At 53.9% G+C, this 14995-nt stretch carries 19 protein-coding genes; 11 read left to right on the top strand and 8 right to left on the bottom strand.

Annotated elements, in window-relative coordinates:
* Position 1: 1 nt before the first annotated feature.
* From lptA to ACLD3P_RS17330, 5 genes are read right to left on the bottom strand one after another with little or no spacing between them, the layout of a single operon-like run.
* Positions 2-556 carry a lipopolysaccharide ABC transporter substrate-binding protein LptA gene (gene lptA, locus ACLD3P_RS17350; RefSeq protein ID WP_000669770.1) on the bottom strand — a complete coding sequence of 185 codons (555 nt, stop codon included), beginning with the start codon at positions 554-556 and terminating at the stop codon, positions 2-4.
* Positions 525-1100 (bottom strand): LPS export ABC transporter periplasmic protein LptC, encoded by a 576-nt coding sequence (lptC, locus tag ACLD3P_RS17345; RefSeq protein WP_000047845.1) that lies wholly within the window; start codon positions 1098-1100, stop codon positions 525-527. The genes lptA and lptC overlap by 32 nt, the downstream gene beginning before the upstream one ends.
* Positions 1097-1663, bottom strand: a complete 567-nt coding sequence (kdsC, locus tag ACLD3P_RS17340) for a 3-deoxy-manno-octulosonate-8-phosphatase KdsC (protein WP_023994012.1) — start codon at positions 1661-1663, stop codon at positions 1097-1099. The genes lptC and kdsC overlap by 4 nt, the downstream gene beginning before the upstream one ends.
* A gap of 20 nt (positions 1664-1683) precedes the next feature.
* Entirely contained in the window at positions 1684-2670 is a 987-nt protein-coding gene (gene kdsD / locus ACLD3P_RS17335) for an arabinose-5-phosphate isomerase KdsD (protein WP_000018619.1), read from the bottom strand.
* Between the two features lie 13 nt (positions 2671-2683).
* Positions 2684-3661, bottom strand: a complete 978-nt coding sequence (locus ACLD3P_RS17330) for a calcium/sodium antiporter (RefSeq protein WP_000922736.1) — start codon at positions 3659-3661, stop codon at positions 2684-2686.
* A 212-nt stretch (positions 3662-3873) separates the two neighbouring features.
* Here ACLD3P_RS17330 and mlaF point away from each other — a divergent pair, with 212 nt between their 5' ends.
* The 7 genes from mlaF (at position 3874) to murA (ending at position 8737) form a co-directional block, all read left to right on the top strand.
* A complete protein-coding gene (mlaF, locus tag ACLD3P_RS17325; protein WP_000531566.1) occupies positions 3874-4686 on the top strand; it encodes a phospholipid ABC transporter ATP-binding protein MlaF in 813 nt (270 codons plus the stop codon).
* A gap of 7 nt (positions 4687-4693) precedes the next feature.
* On the top strand, positions 4694-5476 hold the full coding sequence (gene mlaE / locus ACLD3P_RS17320) for a lipid asymmetry maintenance ABC transporter permease subunit MlaE (RefSeq protein ID WP_000925786.1): 783 nt from the start codon (positions 4694-4696) through the stop codon (positions 5474-5476).
* A gap of 4 nt (positions 5477-5480) precedes the next feature.
* Entirely contained in the window at positions 5481-6032 is a 552-nt protein-coding gene (gene mlaD, locus ACLD3P_RS17315; RefSeq protein WP_001193591.1) for an outer membrane lipid asymmetry maintenance protein MlaD, read from the top strand.
* A gap of 18 nt (positions 6033-6050) precedes the next feature.
* On the top strand, positions 6051-6686 hold the full coding sequence (gene mlaC, locus ACLD3P_RS17310) for a phospholipid-binding protein MlaC (RefSeq protein WP_000476475.1): 636 nt from the start codon (positions 6051-6053) through the stop codon (positions 6684-6686).
* Positions 6686-6982: a lipid asymmetry maintenance protein MlaB gene (gene mlaB, locus ACLD3P_RS17305; protein WP_000188844.1), complete on the top strand. Its 297-nt coding sequence runs from the start codon at positions 6686-6688 to the stop codon at positions 6980-6982. Before mlaC ends, mlaB begins: the two co-directional genes overlap by 1 nt.
* Before the next feature lie 187 nt (positions 6983-7169).
* The gene (gene ibaG / locus ACLD3P_RS17300) at positions 7170-7424 is read left to right on the top strand and encodes a BolA family iron metabolism protein IbaG (RefSeq protein ID WP_001518349.1); all 255 of its coding nucleotides are present in this window, start codon (positions 7170-7172) and stop codon (positions 7422-7424) included.
* 53 nt (positions 7425-7477) lie between these two features.
* Entirely contained in the window at positions 7478-8737 is a 1260-nt protein-coding gene (gene murA / locus ACLD3P_RS17295) for a UDP-N-acetylglucosamine 1-carboxyvinyltransferase (protein ID WP_000357288.1), read from the top strand.
* Between the two features lie 57 nt (positions 8738-8794).
* Here the strand turns inward: murA and sfsB are convergent, their stop codons facing one another.
* Together sfsB and ispB are read right to left on the bottom strand one after the other, a co-directional pair.
* Complete coding sequence (gene sfsB, locus ACLD3P_RS17290) at positions 8795-9082, bottom strand: DNA-binding transcriptional regulator SfsB (RefSeq protein WP_000444168.1); 288 nt, start codon at positions 9080-9082, stop codon at positions 8795-8797.
* 231 nt (positions 9083-9313) lie between these two features.
* Entirely contained in the window at positions 9314-10285 is a 972-nt protein-coding gene (gene ispB, locus ACLD3P_RS17285) for an octaprenyl diphosphate synthase (RefSeq protein WP_001047354.1), read from the bottom strand.
* 257 nt (positions 10286-10542) lie between these two features.
* Here ispB and rplU point away from each other — a divergent pair, with 257 nt between their 5' ends.
* From rplU to cgtA, 4 genes are all read left to right on the top strand, one after another.
* Positions 10543-10854 carry a 50S ribosomal protein L21 gene (gene rplU, locus ACLD3P_RS17280; protein ID WP_000271396.1) on the top strand — a complete coding sequence of 104 codons (312 nt, stop codon included), beginning with the start codon at positions 10543-10545 and terminating at the stop codon, positions 10852-10854.
* Between the two features lie 19 nt (positions 10855-10873).
* A complete protein-coding gene (rpmA, locus tag ACLD3P_RS17275; RefSeq protein WP_000940593.1) occupies positions 10874-11131 on the top strand; it encodes a 50S ribosomal protein L27 in 258 nt (85 codons plus the stop codon).
* Positions 11132-11260: 129 nt separating this feature from the next.
* Complete coding sequence (locus tag ACLD3P_RS17270; protein WP_000813052.1) at positions 11261-12226, top strand: DMT family transporter; 966 nt, start codon at positions 11261-11263, stop codon at positions 12224-12226.
* Between the two features lie 15 nt (positions 12227-12241).
* On the top strand, positions 12242-13414 hold the full coding sequence (cgtA, locus tag ACLD3P_RS17265; RefSeq protein WP_000673556.1) for an Obg family GTPase CgtA: 1173 nt from the start codon (positions 12242-12244) through the stop codon (positions 13412-13414).
* Positions 13415-13544: 130 nt separating this feature from the next.
* Here the strand turns inward: cgtA and dacB are convergent, their stop codons facing one another.
* Positions 13545-14978: a serine-type D-Ala-D-Ala carboxypeptidase gene (dacB, locus tag ACLD3P_RS17260; RefSeq protein ID WP_001212675.1), complete on the bottom strand. Its 1434-nt coding sequence runs from the start codon at positions 14976-14978 to the stop codon at positions 13545-13547.
* Positions 14979-14995: the final 17 nt, after the last annotated feature.

The following is a 14995-nucleotide window of genomic DNA, read 5'->3' as shown; positions in this document are numbered from 1 at the left end:
ATTAGTTACTCTTCTTTTGCGCCGGAGTCTGGCCTTTGTTTTTGTCTTGCAACTGCGACGGCACCAGAACGGTGGTGACGCGTTTGCCTTTCTCGCTGAAGGCCTGCATTTTCTGCTCTTTCACCAGGTAGGTGATTTTGTCGCCGGTAATGTTGCTGTCAAGCTGCTCCAGATAAGCGTTGCCGGTCAGCACCACAAAATCTTTCGCCAGCTCGTAATGCATATGGGAAGCGTGGCCTTTCACCGGCTTACCGTTGTCCTGCATCTGGTAGAAGGTGGCCGGATTGCCGTAACCGTCGATCACCTCTTTCCCCTGTTCGCCGCCAGGGCGGGTAACCACGACTTTATCGGCGTTGATCTTAATCGTGCCCTGGGTCATCACCACGTTGCCCGTAAAGGTCACGACGTTGCCTTGCATATCCAGCGACTGTTGATCCGAGTCAATATGAATGGGCTGTTCGGTATCGCCCGTGACGGCGAAAGCCGGAATGCTGGCGGCCAGCAGCGAGCCGGCAAGCATAAGATTAAGGCTGAGTTTGTTTGTTTTGAATTTCATAAGAGGTTCTAACCTTTTCAATCAGCTCGGCGTTCTTGCTGCGTAAGTTACCGCGCATTTTCAGTCCGCTGGAGTTAAATGTTGTGCCGTATAACGTCACCAGATCGTTCGAGGTAACATCCTGCGTCACCAGATTAATCTGCGCGTTATCGGTGGTAATTCTGCGTAATTGAGCGTCAGGCACCAGGGCGTTGACTTCAACATGGCCATACAGATAGAGCATCCGATCGTTAGTCAATTTGGCTTTATCGGCCTTGATCGACCATGTCGGCACTTTATCCTTATCAAAGGTGGTTAATACCGGTTGCGTAAACCATGAGACCGCCTGATCGGAAAAATATTCAACGTGCTGCGCGATCAGACGATAGCTCAACGCGCCTTCCGGACTGTACACGACGGTATCCGTATGCTCGCTTTTATACGTGGGATCGTTGCTGTTGACCATCACGGCAGCAGGATCGTCTTTATCCGCCAGATTGATACCAATCAGTACCAGAATGGCCAGCGACAGTAGAATGATAACCCAACGTCTGGTTTTACTCATATCGATTGCCCTTTGGCCTCATCCAGCTTGCCCTGCGCCAGCAGCAGCAAATCGCACACCTCACGTACCGCGCCGCGCCCGCCGGCAATGTGCGTCACATAGTCAGCGCGGGGGATCAGCAGCGGATGCGCATCCGCAACGGCAACGCTTAACCCCACTTTTTCCATCACTGGCCAGTCAATCAGATCATCGCCGACATAGGCAACATTTTCCGGCGCAATGGCCAGTTTTTCCAGCAGATCGCTAAAGGCGATCTGCTTATTCGACTGTCCCTGATAAAGATGGACAATCCCCAGCGTGGCGCAGCGATCTTCTACAAGTTTAGCCTTTCGTCCGGTAATAATGGCAACCTCGATATTGGAGGTCAAAGCACAGCGAATACCATAGCCGTCACGAACGTTGAAAGCCTTCAGCTCTTCGCCGTTATTGCCCATATAAATCAGGCCGTCAGACAATACGCCATCCACGTCCAGGATGAGCAGGCGGATATTCTCCGCTTTGGTCATGACATGGGTGCTGACGGGGCCATAACAGGTCGCAAGCGACGCACCTGCTTTACTCATCGTTAATTATCCTTGAGTTTCTACACGACGCCTGCACGCAGGAGATCATGCATATGTAACACACCGAGTAACTGGTCGCCATCAGCAACCAGTACGGAGGTGATATGGCGGGACTGCATTAAATTCAGCGCATCGACAGCGAGAATACCGGGACGCACGCGAATGCCCCCTGGCGTCATCACCTCGGCGATGCCCAACTGGCGCATATCGCCGCCCATATCGAACACGCGACGTAAATCGCCGTCGGTGAAGATACCGTCGATCTTCATGGATTCATCGCAAATGACGGTCATACCGAGATTTTTACGCGTAATTTCTAGCAGCGCATCACGCAGGGTGGCATGTTTATTAACATGCGGGATCTCATCGCCAGTATGCATAATATCGCTTACGCGCAGCAGTAGCTTACGTCCCAGCGCGCCGCCAGGATGCGACAGAGCGAAATCCTCGGCGGTAAAGCCGCGCGCTTTTAACAACGCCACGGCGAGCGCGTCGCCCATCACCAGCGTTGCGGTGGTACTAGTGGTAGGCGCCAGGCCTAACGGACACGCTTCTTTGGGCACTTTAACACACAGATGCACATCTGCCGCACGCGCCATGCTGCTTTCCGGTCGCCCGGTAATGCAAATTAACGGTACGTGCAGCCGTTTCAGCACCGGTATTAGCGCCGCGATCTCGCTGGATTCGCCGGAGTTGGAGATAGCGATAACCACATCCTGCGGCGTAACCATCCCCAAATCGCCGTGCGCGGCTTCGCCTGGATGTACAAAAAAGGAAGAGGTGCCGGTACTGGCGAACGTGGCGGCCATTTTCCGTCCGATATGGCCGGATTTCCCCATCCCCATGACCACCACTTTTCCGGTGCAGTTGAACATTTTTTCACAGGCCAGCGTGAAATGCTGGTTGATATATTGATCAAGCTCCGCCAGGCCTTCACGTTCAATTTCCAGGACCTCTTTGCCTGCCTGCTGAAAGTCAAACCCCGGTTGCAACGCTAAATGCGACATAATCCGTTTCCAGTTATCCAACAAGAAGTGGCGATAGCCAATAGAGCATCGCCAGCCATACGATAAACCCGCCGGTCAGCAGTATACCTGCGCCCCGACCAATCTGGCGCGGATGCCGCCAGCAAAGTAAAGCGAAAACCACGCTAACCAGCAACATCACGCTATAATCTCGCCCAAACGCCAGCGGGTTGATCTCCCCCGGCGCGATCAGCGCAGGCAGTCCCAGCACGATGGCGAGATTAAAAATATTGGCGCCAATGAGATTACCAACGGCAATATCATTTTCGCCTTTTCGCACGCCGGCAATCGCCGTCGCCAGTTCTGGCAGACTGGTGCCGACGGCGATGACTGTCAGACCGAGCGTTAATTCACTCATGGCGAAATAGTTCGCCAGCACCGTAGCGTTATCGATTACCATGCGCGTCGCCATCGGCATGATGACCAGCGCAATGCCCAGCCATAAGAACGCGACGGGGAGCCCGCCTTCGCGCGGTAGCTCCGCCAGTTGTTCGCGGGTGAGGCTGTCATTCCCCTGGCGTTCGGCCAGACGCGCGATTTTAACAATGAATAACAGCCATAGCACAGCCAGAAGCAGGAGAAAGATACCATCACTGCGACTTAACTGTCCGTCATGCAGTACGGAACCGGCTACCACGCTAACAAATAACATTAATGGCAATTCGCGACGTAGAACATCGGAATGCACGGTAAATGGACGAACCAGCGCCGCCAGCCCTAAGATCAGCAAAATATTGGTGATGTTAGAACCGAGCGCCGCGCCGACGGCCAAATCGAGCTGACCGTGTAGCGATGCGGCGGCCGACACAATAATTTCCGGCAGCGAGGTGCCGATACTCACGACCGTCATCCCGATGATCAGCGGGGGAATACCGAATGTACGGCATAAAATAGAGGCCGCAAACACCAGACGATCGGCGCCGTAGGCCACCAGAAGCAAACCAATTATGAGTAGCGCCATCGCTAAAAGCATCTAAAGTCCTTTCTTCAGGTATACTCGCCGGTCCCCTGGAAGGGATATCTGGAAGCCGTAACGAAGTCCTAATTTTGACTTTATGCGGCTAAAAAGTAAAACGAATGCCAGCTTTCGCTAACCCTGTCAGTTAATATTCTGTAATTATGTCGAACCCATGGTTAAATTCAGCGCCATGGTTACCTCAACAAGGCAATACGAAGGATGAATCAATGGGTCAGTCTGCGGCCAATTTAGTCGATATGCGCGACGTCAGCTTTTCCCGTGGCGAACGCTGCATTTTCGATAATATTTCCCTGACGGTGCCGCGCGGGAAGATCACGGCGATCATGGGGCCGTCGGGCATCGGTAAAACCACGCTGTTGCGCCTGATTGGCGGACAGATCCCGCCGGATAAGGGCGAGATCTTATTTGATGGCGAGAATGTGCCGGCCATGTCCCGTTCGCGGCTCTACACCGTCCGTAAACGTATGAGTATGCTGTTTCAGTCGGGAGCGCTGTTTACCGACATGAACGTGTTTGACAATGTGGCCTATCCGCTACGGGAGCACACCAATTTACCCGCGCCGCTGCTAAAAAGCGTCGTGATGATGAAACTGGAAGCTGTCGGGCTGCGCGGCGCGGCAAAACTGATGCCTTCCGAGCTCTCCGGTGGGATGGCGCGCCGCGCCGCGTTGGCGCGCGCCATCGCTCTGGAACCGGATCTCATCATGTTCGATGAGCCGTTTGTCGGCCAGGACCCGATTACCATGGGCGTTCTGGTGAAGCTGATTTCAGAATTGAACAGCGCGCTGGGCGTGACCTGCGTGGTGGTCTCGCATGATGTGCCAGAGGTGCTCAGTATTGCGGATCACGCCTGGATCATGGCGGACAAAAAAATCGTCGCTCACGGTAGCGCTCAGGCGTTGCAGGAGAATACGGACCCGCGCGTGCGTCAGTTCCTTGACGGTATTGCCGACGGGCCGGTTCCGTTCCGCTATCCGGCGGGCGACTATCACCTTGATTTACTCGAAACAGGGAGTTAAGCCACTCATGCTGTTAAATGCGCTGGCAGCACTCGGACACAGCGGGATCAAAACCGTCAGGACGTTCGGGCGCGCCGGGTTAATGTTATTCAATGCGATTATCGGTAAGCCGGAGTTTCGCAAACATGCGCCGCTGCTGGTGCGCCAGCTTTATAATGTGGGCGTCTTGTCGATGCTTATCATTATTGTCTCCGGCGTATTCATCGGTATGGTGCTGGGGCTGCAAGGCTATCTGGTTCTGACCACTTACAGCGCGGAGACCAGTCTTGGCATGTTAGTGGCGCTTTCGCTGCTGCGCGAGCTGGGGCCGGTGGTCGCGGCGTTGCTGTTTGCCGGGCGGGCCGGGTCGGCGTTGACGGCGGAAATCGGCCTGATGCGGGCGACGGAGCAGCTCTCCAGTATGGAGATGATGGCGGTCGATCCATTGCGCCGGGTGATTTCGCCGCGCTTCTGGGCGGGCGTGATTTCGTTGCCGCTACTGACCATTATCTTTGTGGCGGTCGGTATCTGGGGCGGCTCGCTGGTCGGCGTAAGCTGGAAGGGAATCGACGCCGGGTTCTTCTGGTCCGCGATGCAGAATGCCGTCGACTGGCGTATGGATCTGGTGAACTGTCTGATAAAGAGCGTGGTGTTCGCCATTACGGTAACATGGATTGCGTTATTCAACGGTTATGACGCAATACCGACTTCTGCCGGGATTAGCCGGGCAACGACGCGTACCGTGGTTCACGCATCGTTGGCCGTTCTGGGGCTGGATTTTGTGCTGACCGCACTGATGTTTGGGAATTGAGTTCATGCAAACGAAAAAAAATGAAATTTGGGTAGGCGTTTTTTTGCTGGTAGCGTTGCTGGCGGCGCTGTTTGTTTGCCTGAAGGCGGCAAATGTGACCTCTATGCGCACGGAGCCGACCTATAAGGTTTATGCGACCTTCGATAACATCGGCGGTCTGAAAGTGCGTTCCCCGGTACGCATCGGTGGGGTGGTTGTCGGGCGGGTTGAAGATATCTCGCTTGATCCGAAAACATACCTGCCGCGCGTAACGCTCGACATCGAAGAGCGTTATAACCATATTCCCGATACCAGCTCGTTGAGTATTCGTACTTCCGGGCTGCTGGGGGAGCAATATCTGGCATTAAACGTCGGTTTTGAAGATCCTGAGCTGGGAACGTCTATCCTCAAAGATGGGAGTACGATTCAGGACACCAAGTCTGCAATGGTGCTGGAAGATATGATTGGCCAGTTCCTTTATAACAGCAAAGGCGACGACAATAAGAATTCTGGCGATGCGCCAGCCGCAACGGAAGGCCATACTGAAGCCACAACGCCCGCGGGCGAAACGAAATAATCTCAGGAGAATTGAGGCATGTTTAAACGACTGATGATGGTGGCCCTGCTGGTCATTGCGCCATTAAGCGCAGCAACGGCAGCGGATCAGAGCAATCCTTATAAACTGATGAACGAGGCGGCGCAGAAAACTTTTGATCGCCTGAAAAACGAACAGCCGAAAATTCGTGCCAACCCGGATTACCTGCGCGACGTTGTTGATCAGGAACTTCTACCGTACGTGCAGGTAAAATATGCCGGCGCGCTGGTGCTGGGCCGCTACTACAAAGAGGCGACCCCGGCGCAACGTGAAGCCTATTTTGCAGCGTTTCGCGAATACCTGAAACAGGCCTACGGTCAGGCGCTGGCGATGTACCACGGTCAGACTTACCAGATAGCGCCTGAGCAACCGCTGGGCGATGCGACCATTGTGCCTATCCGTGTAACGATTATCGATCCCAACGGTCGTCCGCCGGTACGCCTGGATTTCCAGTGGCGCAAAAACACTCAGACCGGCAACTGGCAGGCGTATGACATGATTGCGGAAGGCGTCAGCATGATCACTACCAAGCAAAATGAGTGGAGCGATCTGCTGCGTACTAAAGGCATCGACGGCCTGACCGCACAACTGAAATCTATCTCTCAACAGAAAATTACTTTGGACGAGAAACAGTAATGACGCCGCAACTCACCTGGACGCGTGAGGCGGACACTCTGGTGCTGGCGGGAGAGCTGGATCAGGACGTGTTGGCGCCGCTATGGGACGCGCGCGTAGAAGCGATGACTGGCGTTACCCGTATCGACCTGAGCCAGATCTCCAGGGTGGATACGGGGGGACTGGCGCTGCTGGCGCACCTTGTGAACCAGGCAAAAAAGCAGGGCAATGCCGTGTCGCTGTCTGGCGTTAACGACAAGGTTTACGCGCTGGCGCAATTATATAACTTGCCCGAAGACGTACTTCCCCGTATGTAATGAATGCCGGATGGTTTATCCGGCCTACACTTCGCATGATCCCCGTAGGCCGGATAAGTTGCGTTAGCAGCACCATCCGGCACTTTTACCGCGCTGATTTATCAGCGTAATCTTTTGCTTATTTAAGACGGCGCGACTTTGCTCTAAGATGTTGGGCTGTTTTCACTATTTGACGAATAAAGAACCCATGGAAAATCATGAAATTCAGAGTGTGCTGATGAATGCCCTCTCCCTCCAGGAAGTCCACGTCTCCGGCGATGGCAGTCACTTTCAGGTTATTGCCGTGGGCGAGATGTTTGACGGCATGAGCCGGGTCAAGAAACAGCAAACGGTCTATGGGCCGCTAATGGAGTACATTGCGGACAACCGTATCCATGCCGTATCGATCAAAGCATATACCCCGGCGGAATGGGCGCGCGATCGTAAACTTAACGGATTTTAAGCTACGGGTAACCTGCCGGTAGCGGAGATGAATGCTTAACTGAGAATACAATAATGGATAAATTTCGTGTACAGGGGCCAACGACGCTCCAGGGCGAAGTCACAATTTCCGGCGCCAAAAACGCCGCGCTGCCGATCCTGTTCGCCGCTCTGCTGGCAGAAGAACCGGTAGAGATCCAAAACGTCCCAAAACTGAAAGACGTGGATACGTCGATGAAGCTCCTGAGCCAATTAGGCGCGAAAGTGGAACGCAATGGATCGGTACACATTGACGCCAGCCAGGTGAACGTGTTCTGCGCGCCTTATGATCTGGTTAAGACCATGCGCGCCTCGATATGGGCGCTGGGGCCGCTGGTTGCCCGTTTTGGTCAGGGACAAGTCTCTCTGCCGGGGGGCTGTACTATCGGCGCGCGTCCGGTTGATCTGCATATTACCGGTCTGGAACAACTGGGTGCGACCATCAAGCTGGAAGAGGGCTACGTAAAGGCCTCCGTCGAAGGGCGTCTTAAAGGGGCGCATATCGTGATGGATAAGGTCAGCGTCGGCGCGACCGTCACCATTATGTGCGCCGCCACGCTGGCGGAAGGGACGACCATCATTGAAAACGCCGCGCGCGAGCCGGAAATTGTCGACACCGCTAACTTCCTGGTTACGCTGGGGGCGAAGATCGCCGGGCAGGGCACCGATCGTATTACGATCGAGGGCGTAGAGCGTCTGGGCGGCGGCGTTTATCGTGTGCTGCCGGATCGTATCGAAACGGGGACTTTCCTGGTGGCGGCAGCGATCTCTCGCGGCAAAATCCTCTGCCGTAACGCGCAACCGGACACACTGGACGCGGTACTGGCGAAACTGCGCGATGCTGGCGCGGATATCGAAGTGGGCGAGGACTGGATTAGTCTGGACATGCACGGCAAACGACCGAAGGCGGTCAATGTCCGTACCGCGCCGCACCCGGCATTCCCGACCGATATGCAGGCGCAGTTCACGTTGCTGAACCTGGTGGCGGAAGGGACGGGCTTTATCACTGAAACCGTCTTTGAAAACCGTTTTATGCACGTGCCTGAACTCAGTCGCATGGGCGCGCGTGCGGAAATTGAAAGCAATACCGTCATATGCCATGGCGTAGAAACGCTCTCTGGCGCCCAGGTCATGGCGACAGATCTGCGGGCATCTGCGAGCCTGGTGCTGGCGGGCTGTATTGCGGAAGGCACGACGATTGTGGATCGCATTTATCACATCGATCGCGGTTATGAGCGCATCGAAGACAAACTGCGCGCGCTAGGCGCGAATATTGAACGCGTGAAAGGCGAATAACCTTCTGTACGCTGAATAACCCCCGCGAACGCGATGCGGGGGTTGTTTTACAGGCACTTACTCTACATTCTGTTTGTTTTTATTACGCGCTCTCATAAGCCGCGTTCTGTCGATAAACTCATGCGTGCGCGGATCGTGATAACGCGATGGCCAAATAACCCAGGGTTCCGTTCCCAATGCTTTCGCGATAATCAACTCTCCTTTCGGCCACGGGCGCGTTAATGCATTGGCCAGCGTGGATGAACTCAATCCATTCCGACGTGACTCAGCGGCCATTGAAGTCCCTTTTTTACGTAGTCCGGCAATGATATCGGCCGGATGCCAGTCAATAAGCTTGCTTTCCATACATCCATCACTCCTTAGGTTAATCACTTACGGTTTTAACAACCCGACGACGTTCGATACTATAACGCTTCGTGAAAGAATGTTCTAAAAAGTTCATGTAAGTGGCGGCAATATTCAGAATATGCCAGGGGAAGTCCTGGAAGAGTATGTGAAAGACAGGCGATAGGGTATCTGGAATTTATTAGAACTTAATGGGATATCCCGCGCAGTACGCGGGATAAGAGAACGGCATTAACGATCGCGCTGCACCGCGATGTGTGCGAGACCGATTAGTGCCTCACGCCATGGAGTATCCGGCAATATCTGCAACGCGGATATCGCTTTGTCGGCTTCTTCTTCCGCTCGCTGACGCGTCCATTCCAGCGAGCCGCAGGTGGTCATCGCTTCCAGAACCGGTTCCAGAAGATGACGGCCATTACCTTGTTCAATAGCGGTACGGATCATCGCTGACTGTTCTGGCGTACCGTGGCGCATGGCGTGAAGCAACGGTAAGGTGGGTTTGCCCTCATTGAGGTCATCACCCACATTTTTACCGAGATGCTCGCCGTCGGCGCTGTAATCCAGCAGATCGTCAATGAGCTGGAAAGCCGTACCAAGGTAGCGGCCATAGTCCTGCAACCCTTTCTCTTGCTCAGGCGTACAACCGGCAAGAATACCGGAGCACTGGGCGGCGGCTTCGAACAGACGCGCCGTTTTACTGTAAATCACCCGCATGTAATTTTCTTCGGTAATGTCCGGGTCATTCACGTTCATCAATTGCAGCACTTCACCTTCTGCAATCACGTTGACCGCTTCCGACATCACTTCCAGCACTTTTAACGAGCCGAGGCTGGTCATCATCTGGAAGGCGCGGGTATAGATAAAGTCGCCGACCAGCACGCTGGCGGCATTACCGAAAGCGGCATTTGCCGTCGCTTTGCCGCGACGCATATCGGATTCATCCACCACATCATCATGTAGCAGCGTCGCCGTGTGGATAAACTCGATCAGAGCGGCGATAGTCACGTGCGCGTTACCCTGATAACCCACCGCGCGCGCGGCAAGAACGGCAATCATCGGACGAATGCGTTTTCCGCCGCCGCTAATAATGTAATATCCTAGCTGATTAATCAGTTGAACGTCGGAATTAAGCTGTTCAAGGATTGTCGCATTGACACCCGCCATATCTTGCGCGGTTAACTCGTTGATTTTTTCTAAATTCATCGCAAAAGCCGGGCTTATCGCCCCGATTATCCCATGTCTGAATGAGGTAACGTAGGGTTTATGGTTAGAAATATACCCTGATTGTACTGAAAAAACGCCGCAGATAAACGTTACCGTATGCGTTGTGTTTTTTTTCTTCATGTATTGATGGTAGCACTTGTCAAAGCCGTGCAATTTGCGTAATATTCGCGCCCTATTGTGAATATTTATAGCGCGCTCTGAATCATTGAAAGGTGTGCGCGGAAGCGGAGTTTTTTATGTACGCGGTTTTCCAAAGTGGTGGTAAACAACACCGAGTAAGCGAAGGTCAGACCGTTCGCCTGGAAAAGCTGGACATCGCAACTGGCGAAACTATCGAGTTCGCTGAAGTTCTGATGATCGCAAACGGTGAAGAAGTCAAAATCGGCGTTCCTTTCGTTGATGGCGGCGTAATCAAAGCTGAAGTTGTTGCCCACGGTCGTGGCGAGAAAGTTAAAATCGTTAAGTTTCGTCGCCGTAAACACTACCGTAAGCAGCAGGGCCATCGTCAGTGGTTCACTGATGTGAAAATTACCGGCATCAGCGCTTAAGATTAGGGGAGCAGATTAAATGGCACATAAAAAGGCTGGCGGCTCGACTCGTAACGGTCGCGATTCTGAAGCTAAACGTCTGGGCGTAAAACGCTTTGGCGGTGAAGCAGTTCTGGCAGGCAGCATCATCGTTCGTCAACGTGGTACTAAATTCCACGCTGGCACCAACGTTGGTTGCGGTCGTGACCACACTCTGTTTGCTAAAGCAGACGGTAAAGTGAAATTCGAAGTTAAAGGCCCGAAAAACCGTAAATACATCAGCATCGTTGCTGAGTAAGTTTTTTGTGGTCCGGTAACGGATGAAAGCCCCGCACCTGTTGCGGGGCTTTTTACATTCGATGGCCGACTAAAATATACCCGTGTGGCTGTGTGAATGCCGTTAACGGGTCTTTGCAGGGAACACGGCATGAAGCAGCAGGCAGGCATTGGCATTCTTTTAGCGCTCACTACCGCGATGTGCTGGGGAGCGTTGCCAATAGCAATGAAGCAAGTGCTGGAGGTGATGGAGCCTTCAACCATTGTCTTCTACCGCTTCTTAATGGCCAGTATTGGCCTCGGGGCGATACTGGCAGTAAAAAGAAAGCTGCCGCCGCTGCGTATTTTTCGTAAGCCGCGCTGGTTGGTGTTATTGGCGATAGCGACCTGCGGACTGTTCGGCAATTTCATTTTGTTCAGTTCTTCCCTGCAATATTTAAGCCCAACCGCGTCGCAGGTTATCGGCCAGCTCTCGCCGGTTGGCATGATGGTCGCCAGCGTCTTTATTCTGAAAGAAAAGATGCGCGGTACGCAGGTGATTGGCGCGCTGATGTTATTGAGCGGGCTGGTGATGTTTTTTAACACCAGTCTGATCGAGATTTTTACCCGACTGACCGACTACACCTGGGGCGTTATTTTTGGCGTAGGCGCGGCGATGGTGTGGGTGAGCTATGGCGTGGCGCAAAAAGTATTATTGCGACGTCTGGCCTCGCAGCAGATCCTGTTTTTACTGTACACTTTATGTACGATAGCGCTCTTGCCGCTGGCAAAACCGATGGTGATAGCGCAACTGAGCGACTGGCAGCTCGCCTGTTTGATTTTCTGCGGGCTAAATACGCTGGTAGGATATGGCGCCCTGGCGGAAGCGATGGCGCGTTGGCAGGCGGCGCAGGTGAGCGCGATAATCACGCTTACACCGCTATTTACCCTGCTGTTTTCAGATCTTTTATCTATGGCCTGGCCCGATTTCTTCGCCAGACCGATGTTAAACCTTTTAGGTTATCTCGGTGCGTTTGTCGTGGTTGCGGGCGCGATGTATTCCGCCATTGGTCATCGTATTTGGGGCGGTTTACGCAAGCATGAAACGGTGGTTTCGCAACCCCGCTCAGGCGAATGATTTACGGAGAATAAAATGAAGTTTGTTGATGAAGCATCGATTCTGGTCGTTGCAGGCGATGGCGGTAATGGCTGTGTGAGCTTCCGCCGCGAAAAATATATCCCGAAAGGCGGCCCGGACGGCGGTGATGGCGGCGACGGCGGCGACGTCTGGATGGAAGCCGATGAAAACCTGAATACGCTGATCGATTACCGCTTTGAAAAATCGTTCCGCGCTGAACGTGGTCAGAATGGCGCGAGCCGCGACTGTACCGGTAAACGCGGTAAAGACGTGACCATTAAAGTGCCGGTCGGTACGCGCGTTATCGACCAGGGAACCGGTGAAACGATGGGCGACATGACCAAACACGGTCAGCGTCTGTTGGTCGCGAAGGGCGGCTGGCATGGGTTAGGCAATACCCGTTTTAAATCCTCGGTTAACCGTACGCCGCGCCAGAAAACCAATGGTACGCCGGGCGATAAGCGCGACCTGCTGCTGGAACTGATGCTGCTGGCGGATGTCGGGATGCTGGGGATGCCAAACGCCGGTAAATCAACGTTCATTCGTGCGGTATCGGCAGCAAAACCGAAAGTCGCGGACTATCCGTTTACCACGCTGGTGCCGAGCCTGGGCGTGGTACGAATGGACAGCGAAAAGAGTTTTGTGGTGGCCGACATTCCGGGGTTGATCGAAGGCGCGGCGGAAGGCGCGGGCCTGGGGATTCGCTTCCTGAAGCACCTCGAACGTTGCCGCGTACTGCTGCACCTCATTGATATCGATCCGATCGACGGTTCCGATCCGGTGGAAAACGCCCGTATCATTATTGGCGAACTGGAAAAATACAGCCAGGATCTGGCGGCTAAACCGCGCTGGTTAGTGTTCAACAAGATCGATCTGATGGATAAAACCGAAGCGGAAGAGAAAGCGAAAGCGATCGCCGAAGCGTTGGGCTGGGAAGGGAAATACTATCTGATTTCCGCTGCCAGTCAGCTAGGGGTGAAAGATCTCTGCTGGGATGTGATGACCTTTATCATCGAGAATCCGATCGCGCAGGCTGAAGAAGCAAAACAGCCGGAAAAAGTCGAGTTCATGTGGGACGATTATCATCGCCAGCAGTTGGCTGAAGTGGAAGAAGACGCAGACGATGACTGGGATGACGACTGGGATGAAGACGACGAAGAAGGCGTCGAGTTCATCTACAAACGTTAATCTCGTAGCCGGATGGCGCTAACGCTTATCCGGCCTACAAAAGCCAACGGGCCACATTTGCGGCCCGTTTTATTATGTTCGTTGTAGGCCGGATAAGACGCGTTAGCACCGCCATCCGGCAATAATGCACTCAGTTATTCTGATAAATATCCTTATACAACCGACTCTCGAAGCGTACCAGCGGGATTCGGCGATTACGCTGATCGGCAGGTGGAACCGCGTAGCCGGACAAATACTGTACAAATGCCATCCGTTGCCCGCTTGCGGTGGTAATAAAGCCCGCCAGGTTGTACACGCCCTGCAGCGACCCGGTTTTCGCCGAAACCTTACCGTCTACGCCCGCCTGATGCAGCCCGGCGCGGTATTGCAATGAACCATCATAGCCCGCCAGCGGCAGCATAGAGATAAAGTTCAGCTCGTTATCGTGTTGGGCGATATATTGCAGCACCTGCATCATCGTGGCGGGAGCGATCAGGTTATGGCGAGAAAGACCGGAACCGTCGGCAATAATGGTATTGCCGATATCAATTCCCGCCTGTTGGCGCAGGATCTGGCGAACGGCATCCGATCCCGCCCGCCAGGTGCCAGGCACGTTAAACCTGACATGACCAATCATCCGAAAAACAGTATCGGCGATCATGTTGTCTGACTTTTTCAGCATAATCTTAAGCAGATCGTGCAGTGGCGCCGACTGTTTACTGGCGACGATCGTTCCGGGCTCGTTAACCTGCGTCTGGCGCAGCAGCGTGCCGCGGTAAGTTATCCCGGCCTCTTTCAGTTCCTGCTTGAGGATCGCGCCCGCGTAGCTGGCGCCGTCCTGAATAGCAAAGGCCAGCGGCAGCGGGTCGGCGCGCTGTGGTAAACAGCCGGTAAGCGTATAACGGTTCAAATCGCCAGGCACAACATCCAGCTCGCAATACTGCGCGTCTGCCGAACCGCGCGGCAGAGTCCGTACCTGGCTGAACATCGTTACCGGATAATAAGAGGCCACGCGAATAAAGGCTAAATCGTTTGGTTTTTGCGCGCTATAAAGCGACACAGAAAAACAGTTGCGGTCAACAATGGCGGCGGCGGGAGGCGCGCTGAAACACTGCGTCAGGTCGTTCCACGGCCAGCCTGGCGCTTTATCGTGGCTGGCGAAAATCGACGTGTCGATAAGCACATTACCGTCGATTTGCGTGACGCCTGACTTTTTCAGCGTCGCGACCATATTGCGAATATCCTGACGTCTTAGCGTTGGATCGCCACCGAATCGCGCAATTAAGTCACCTTTCAGGATGCCGTTATCGACGTTGCCTTTAGTCTCCAGCGTGGTCGTAAAACGGAAATCCGGGCCGAGTTGAATCAGCGCCGCCAGCGCGGTAATCACCTTTTGGGTACTGGCGGGAAGCGCCATCTGCTGACTATGATAATCAATAGCCGGCGCGGGCGCGCCAATCTTTTGCACCATCAGCGCGAGGTTGGCGCCGGCCGGAAGCTGTTTGATGTATTCGTCAATATTCGCGGCCTGAACGCTGAACGCTATACTGGTGGTCAATCCGATGATAAATCTGGAAAATCGCATAATCTCGCGCTAACACC

It is taken from the genome of Salmonella sp. 741265073_HBA, assembly GCF_046569105.1.
GTDB lineage: Bacteria > Pseudomonadota > Gammaproteobacteria > Enterobacterales > Enterobacteriaceae > Salmonella > Salmonella enterica.
The sequence above is the reverse complement of the archived record's forward strand: the minus strand, read 5'-3'. Positions and strand labels throughout refer to the sequence as shown.

Coding starts and splice junctions, on each gene's coding strand:
- kdsD (WP_000018619.1), bottom strand. CDS start 2,670: ATGTCGCATTTAGCGTTGCAACCGGGGTTTGACTTTCAGCAGGCAGGC.
- kdsC (WP_023994012.1), bottom strand. CDS start 1,663: ATGAGTAAAGCAGGTGCGTCGCTTGCGACCTGTTATGGCCCCGTCAGC.
- mlaF (WP_000531566.1), top strand. CDS start 3,874: ATGGGTCAGTCTGCGGCCAATTTAGTCGATATGCGCGACGTCAGCTTT.
- cgtA (WP_000673556.1), top strand. CDS start 12,242: ATGAAGTTTGTTGATGAAGCATCGATTCTGGTCGTTGCAGGCGATGGC.
- lptC (WP_000047845.1), bottom strand. CDS start 1,100: ATGAGTAAAACCAGACGTTGGGTTATCATTCTACTGTCGCTGGCCATT.
- rplU (WP_000271396.1), top strand. CDS start 10,543: ATGTACGCGGTTTTCCAAAGTGGTGGTAAACAACACCGAGTAAGCGAA.
- rpmA (WP_000940593.1), top strand. CDS start 10,874: ATGGCACATAAAAAGGCTGGCGGCTCGACTCGTAACGGTCGCGATTCT.
- sfsB (WP_000444168.1), bottom strand. CDS start 9,082: ATGGAAAGCAAGCTTATTGACTGGCATCCGGCCGATATCATTGCCGGA.
- lptA (WP_000669770.1), bottom strand. CDS start 556: ATGAAATTCAAAACAAACAAACTCAGCCTTAATCTTATGCTTGCCGGC.
- ACLD3P_RS17270 (WP_000813052.1), top strand. CDS start 11,261: ATGAAGCAGCAGGCAGGCATTGGCATTCTTTTAGCGCTCACTACCGCG.
- ispB (WP_001047354.1), bottom strand. CDS start 10,285: ATGAATTTAGAAAAAATCAACGAGTTAACCGCGCAAGATATGGCGGGT.
- mlaE (WP_000925786.1), top strand. CDS start 4,694: ATGCTGTTAAATGCGCTGGCAGCACTCGGACACAGCGGGATCAAAACC.
- ibaG (WP_001518349.1), top strand. CDS start 7,170: ATGGAAAATCATGAAATTCAGAGTGTGCTGATGAATGCCCTCTCCCTC.
- murA (WP_000357288.1), top strand. CDS start 7,478: ATGGATAAATTTCGTGTACAGGGGCCAACGACGCTCCAGGGCGAAGTC.
- mlaD (WP_001193591.1), top strand. CDS start 5,481: ATGCAAACGAAAAAAAATGAAATTTGGGTAGGCGTTTTTTTGCTGGTA.
- ACLD3P_RS17330 (WP_000922736.1), bottom strand. CDS start 3,661: ATGCTTTTAGCGATGGCGCTACTCATAATTGGTTTGCTTCTGGTGGCC.
- mlaB (WP_000188844.1), top strand. CDS start 6,686: ATGACGCCGCAACTCACCTGGACGCGTGAGGCGGACACTCTGGTGCTG.
- dacB (WP_001212675.1), bottom strand. CDS start 14,978: ATGCGATTTTCCAGATTTATCATCGGATTGACCACCAGTATAGCGTTC.
- mlaC (WP_000476475.1), top strand. CDS start 6,051: ATGTTTAAACGACTGATGATGGTGGCCCTGCTGGTCATTGCGCCATTA.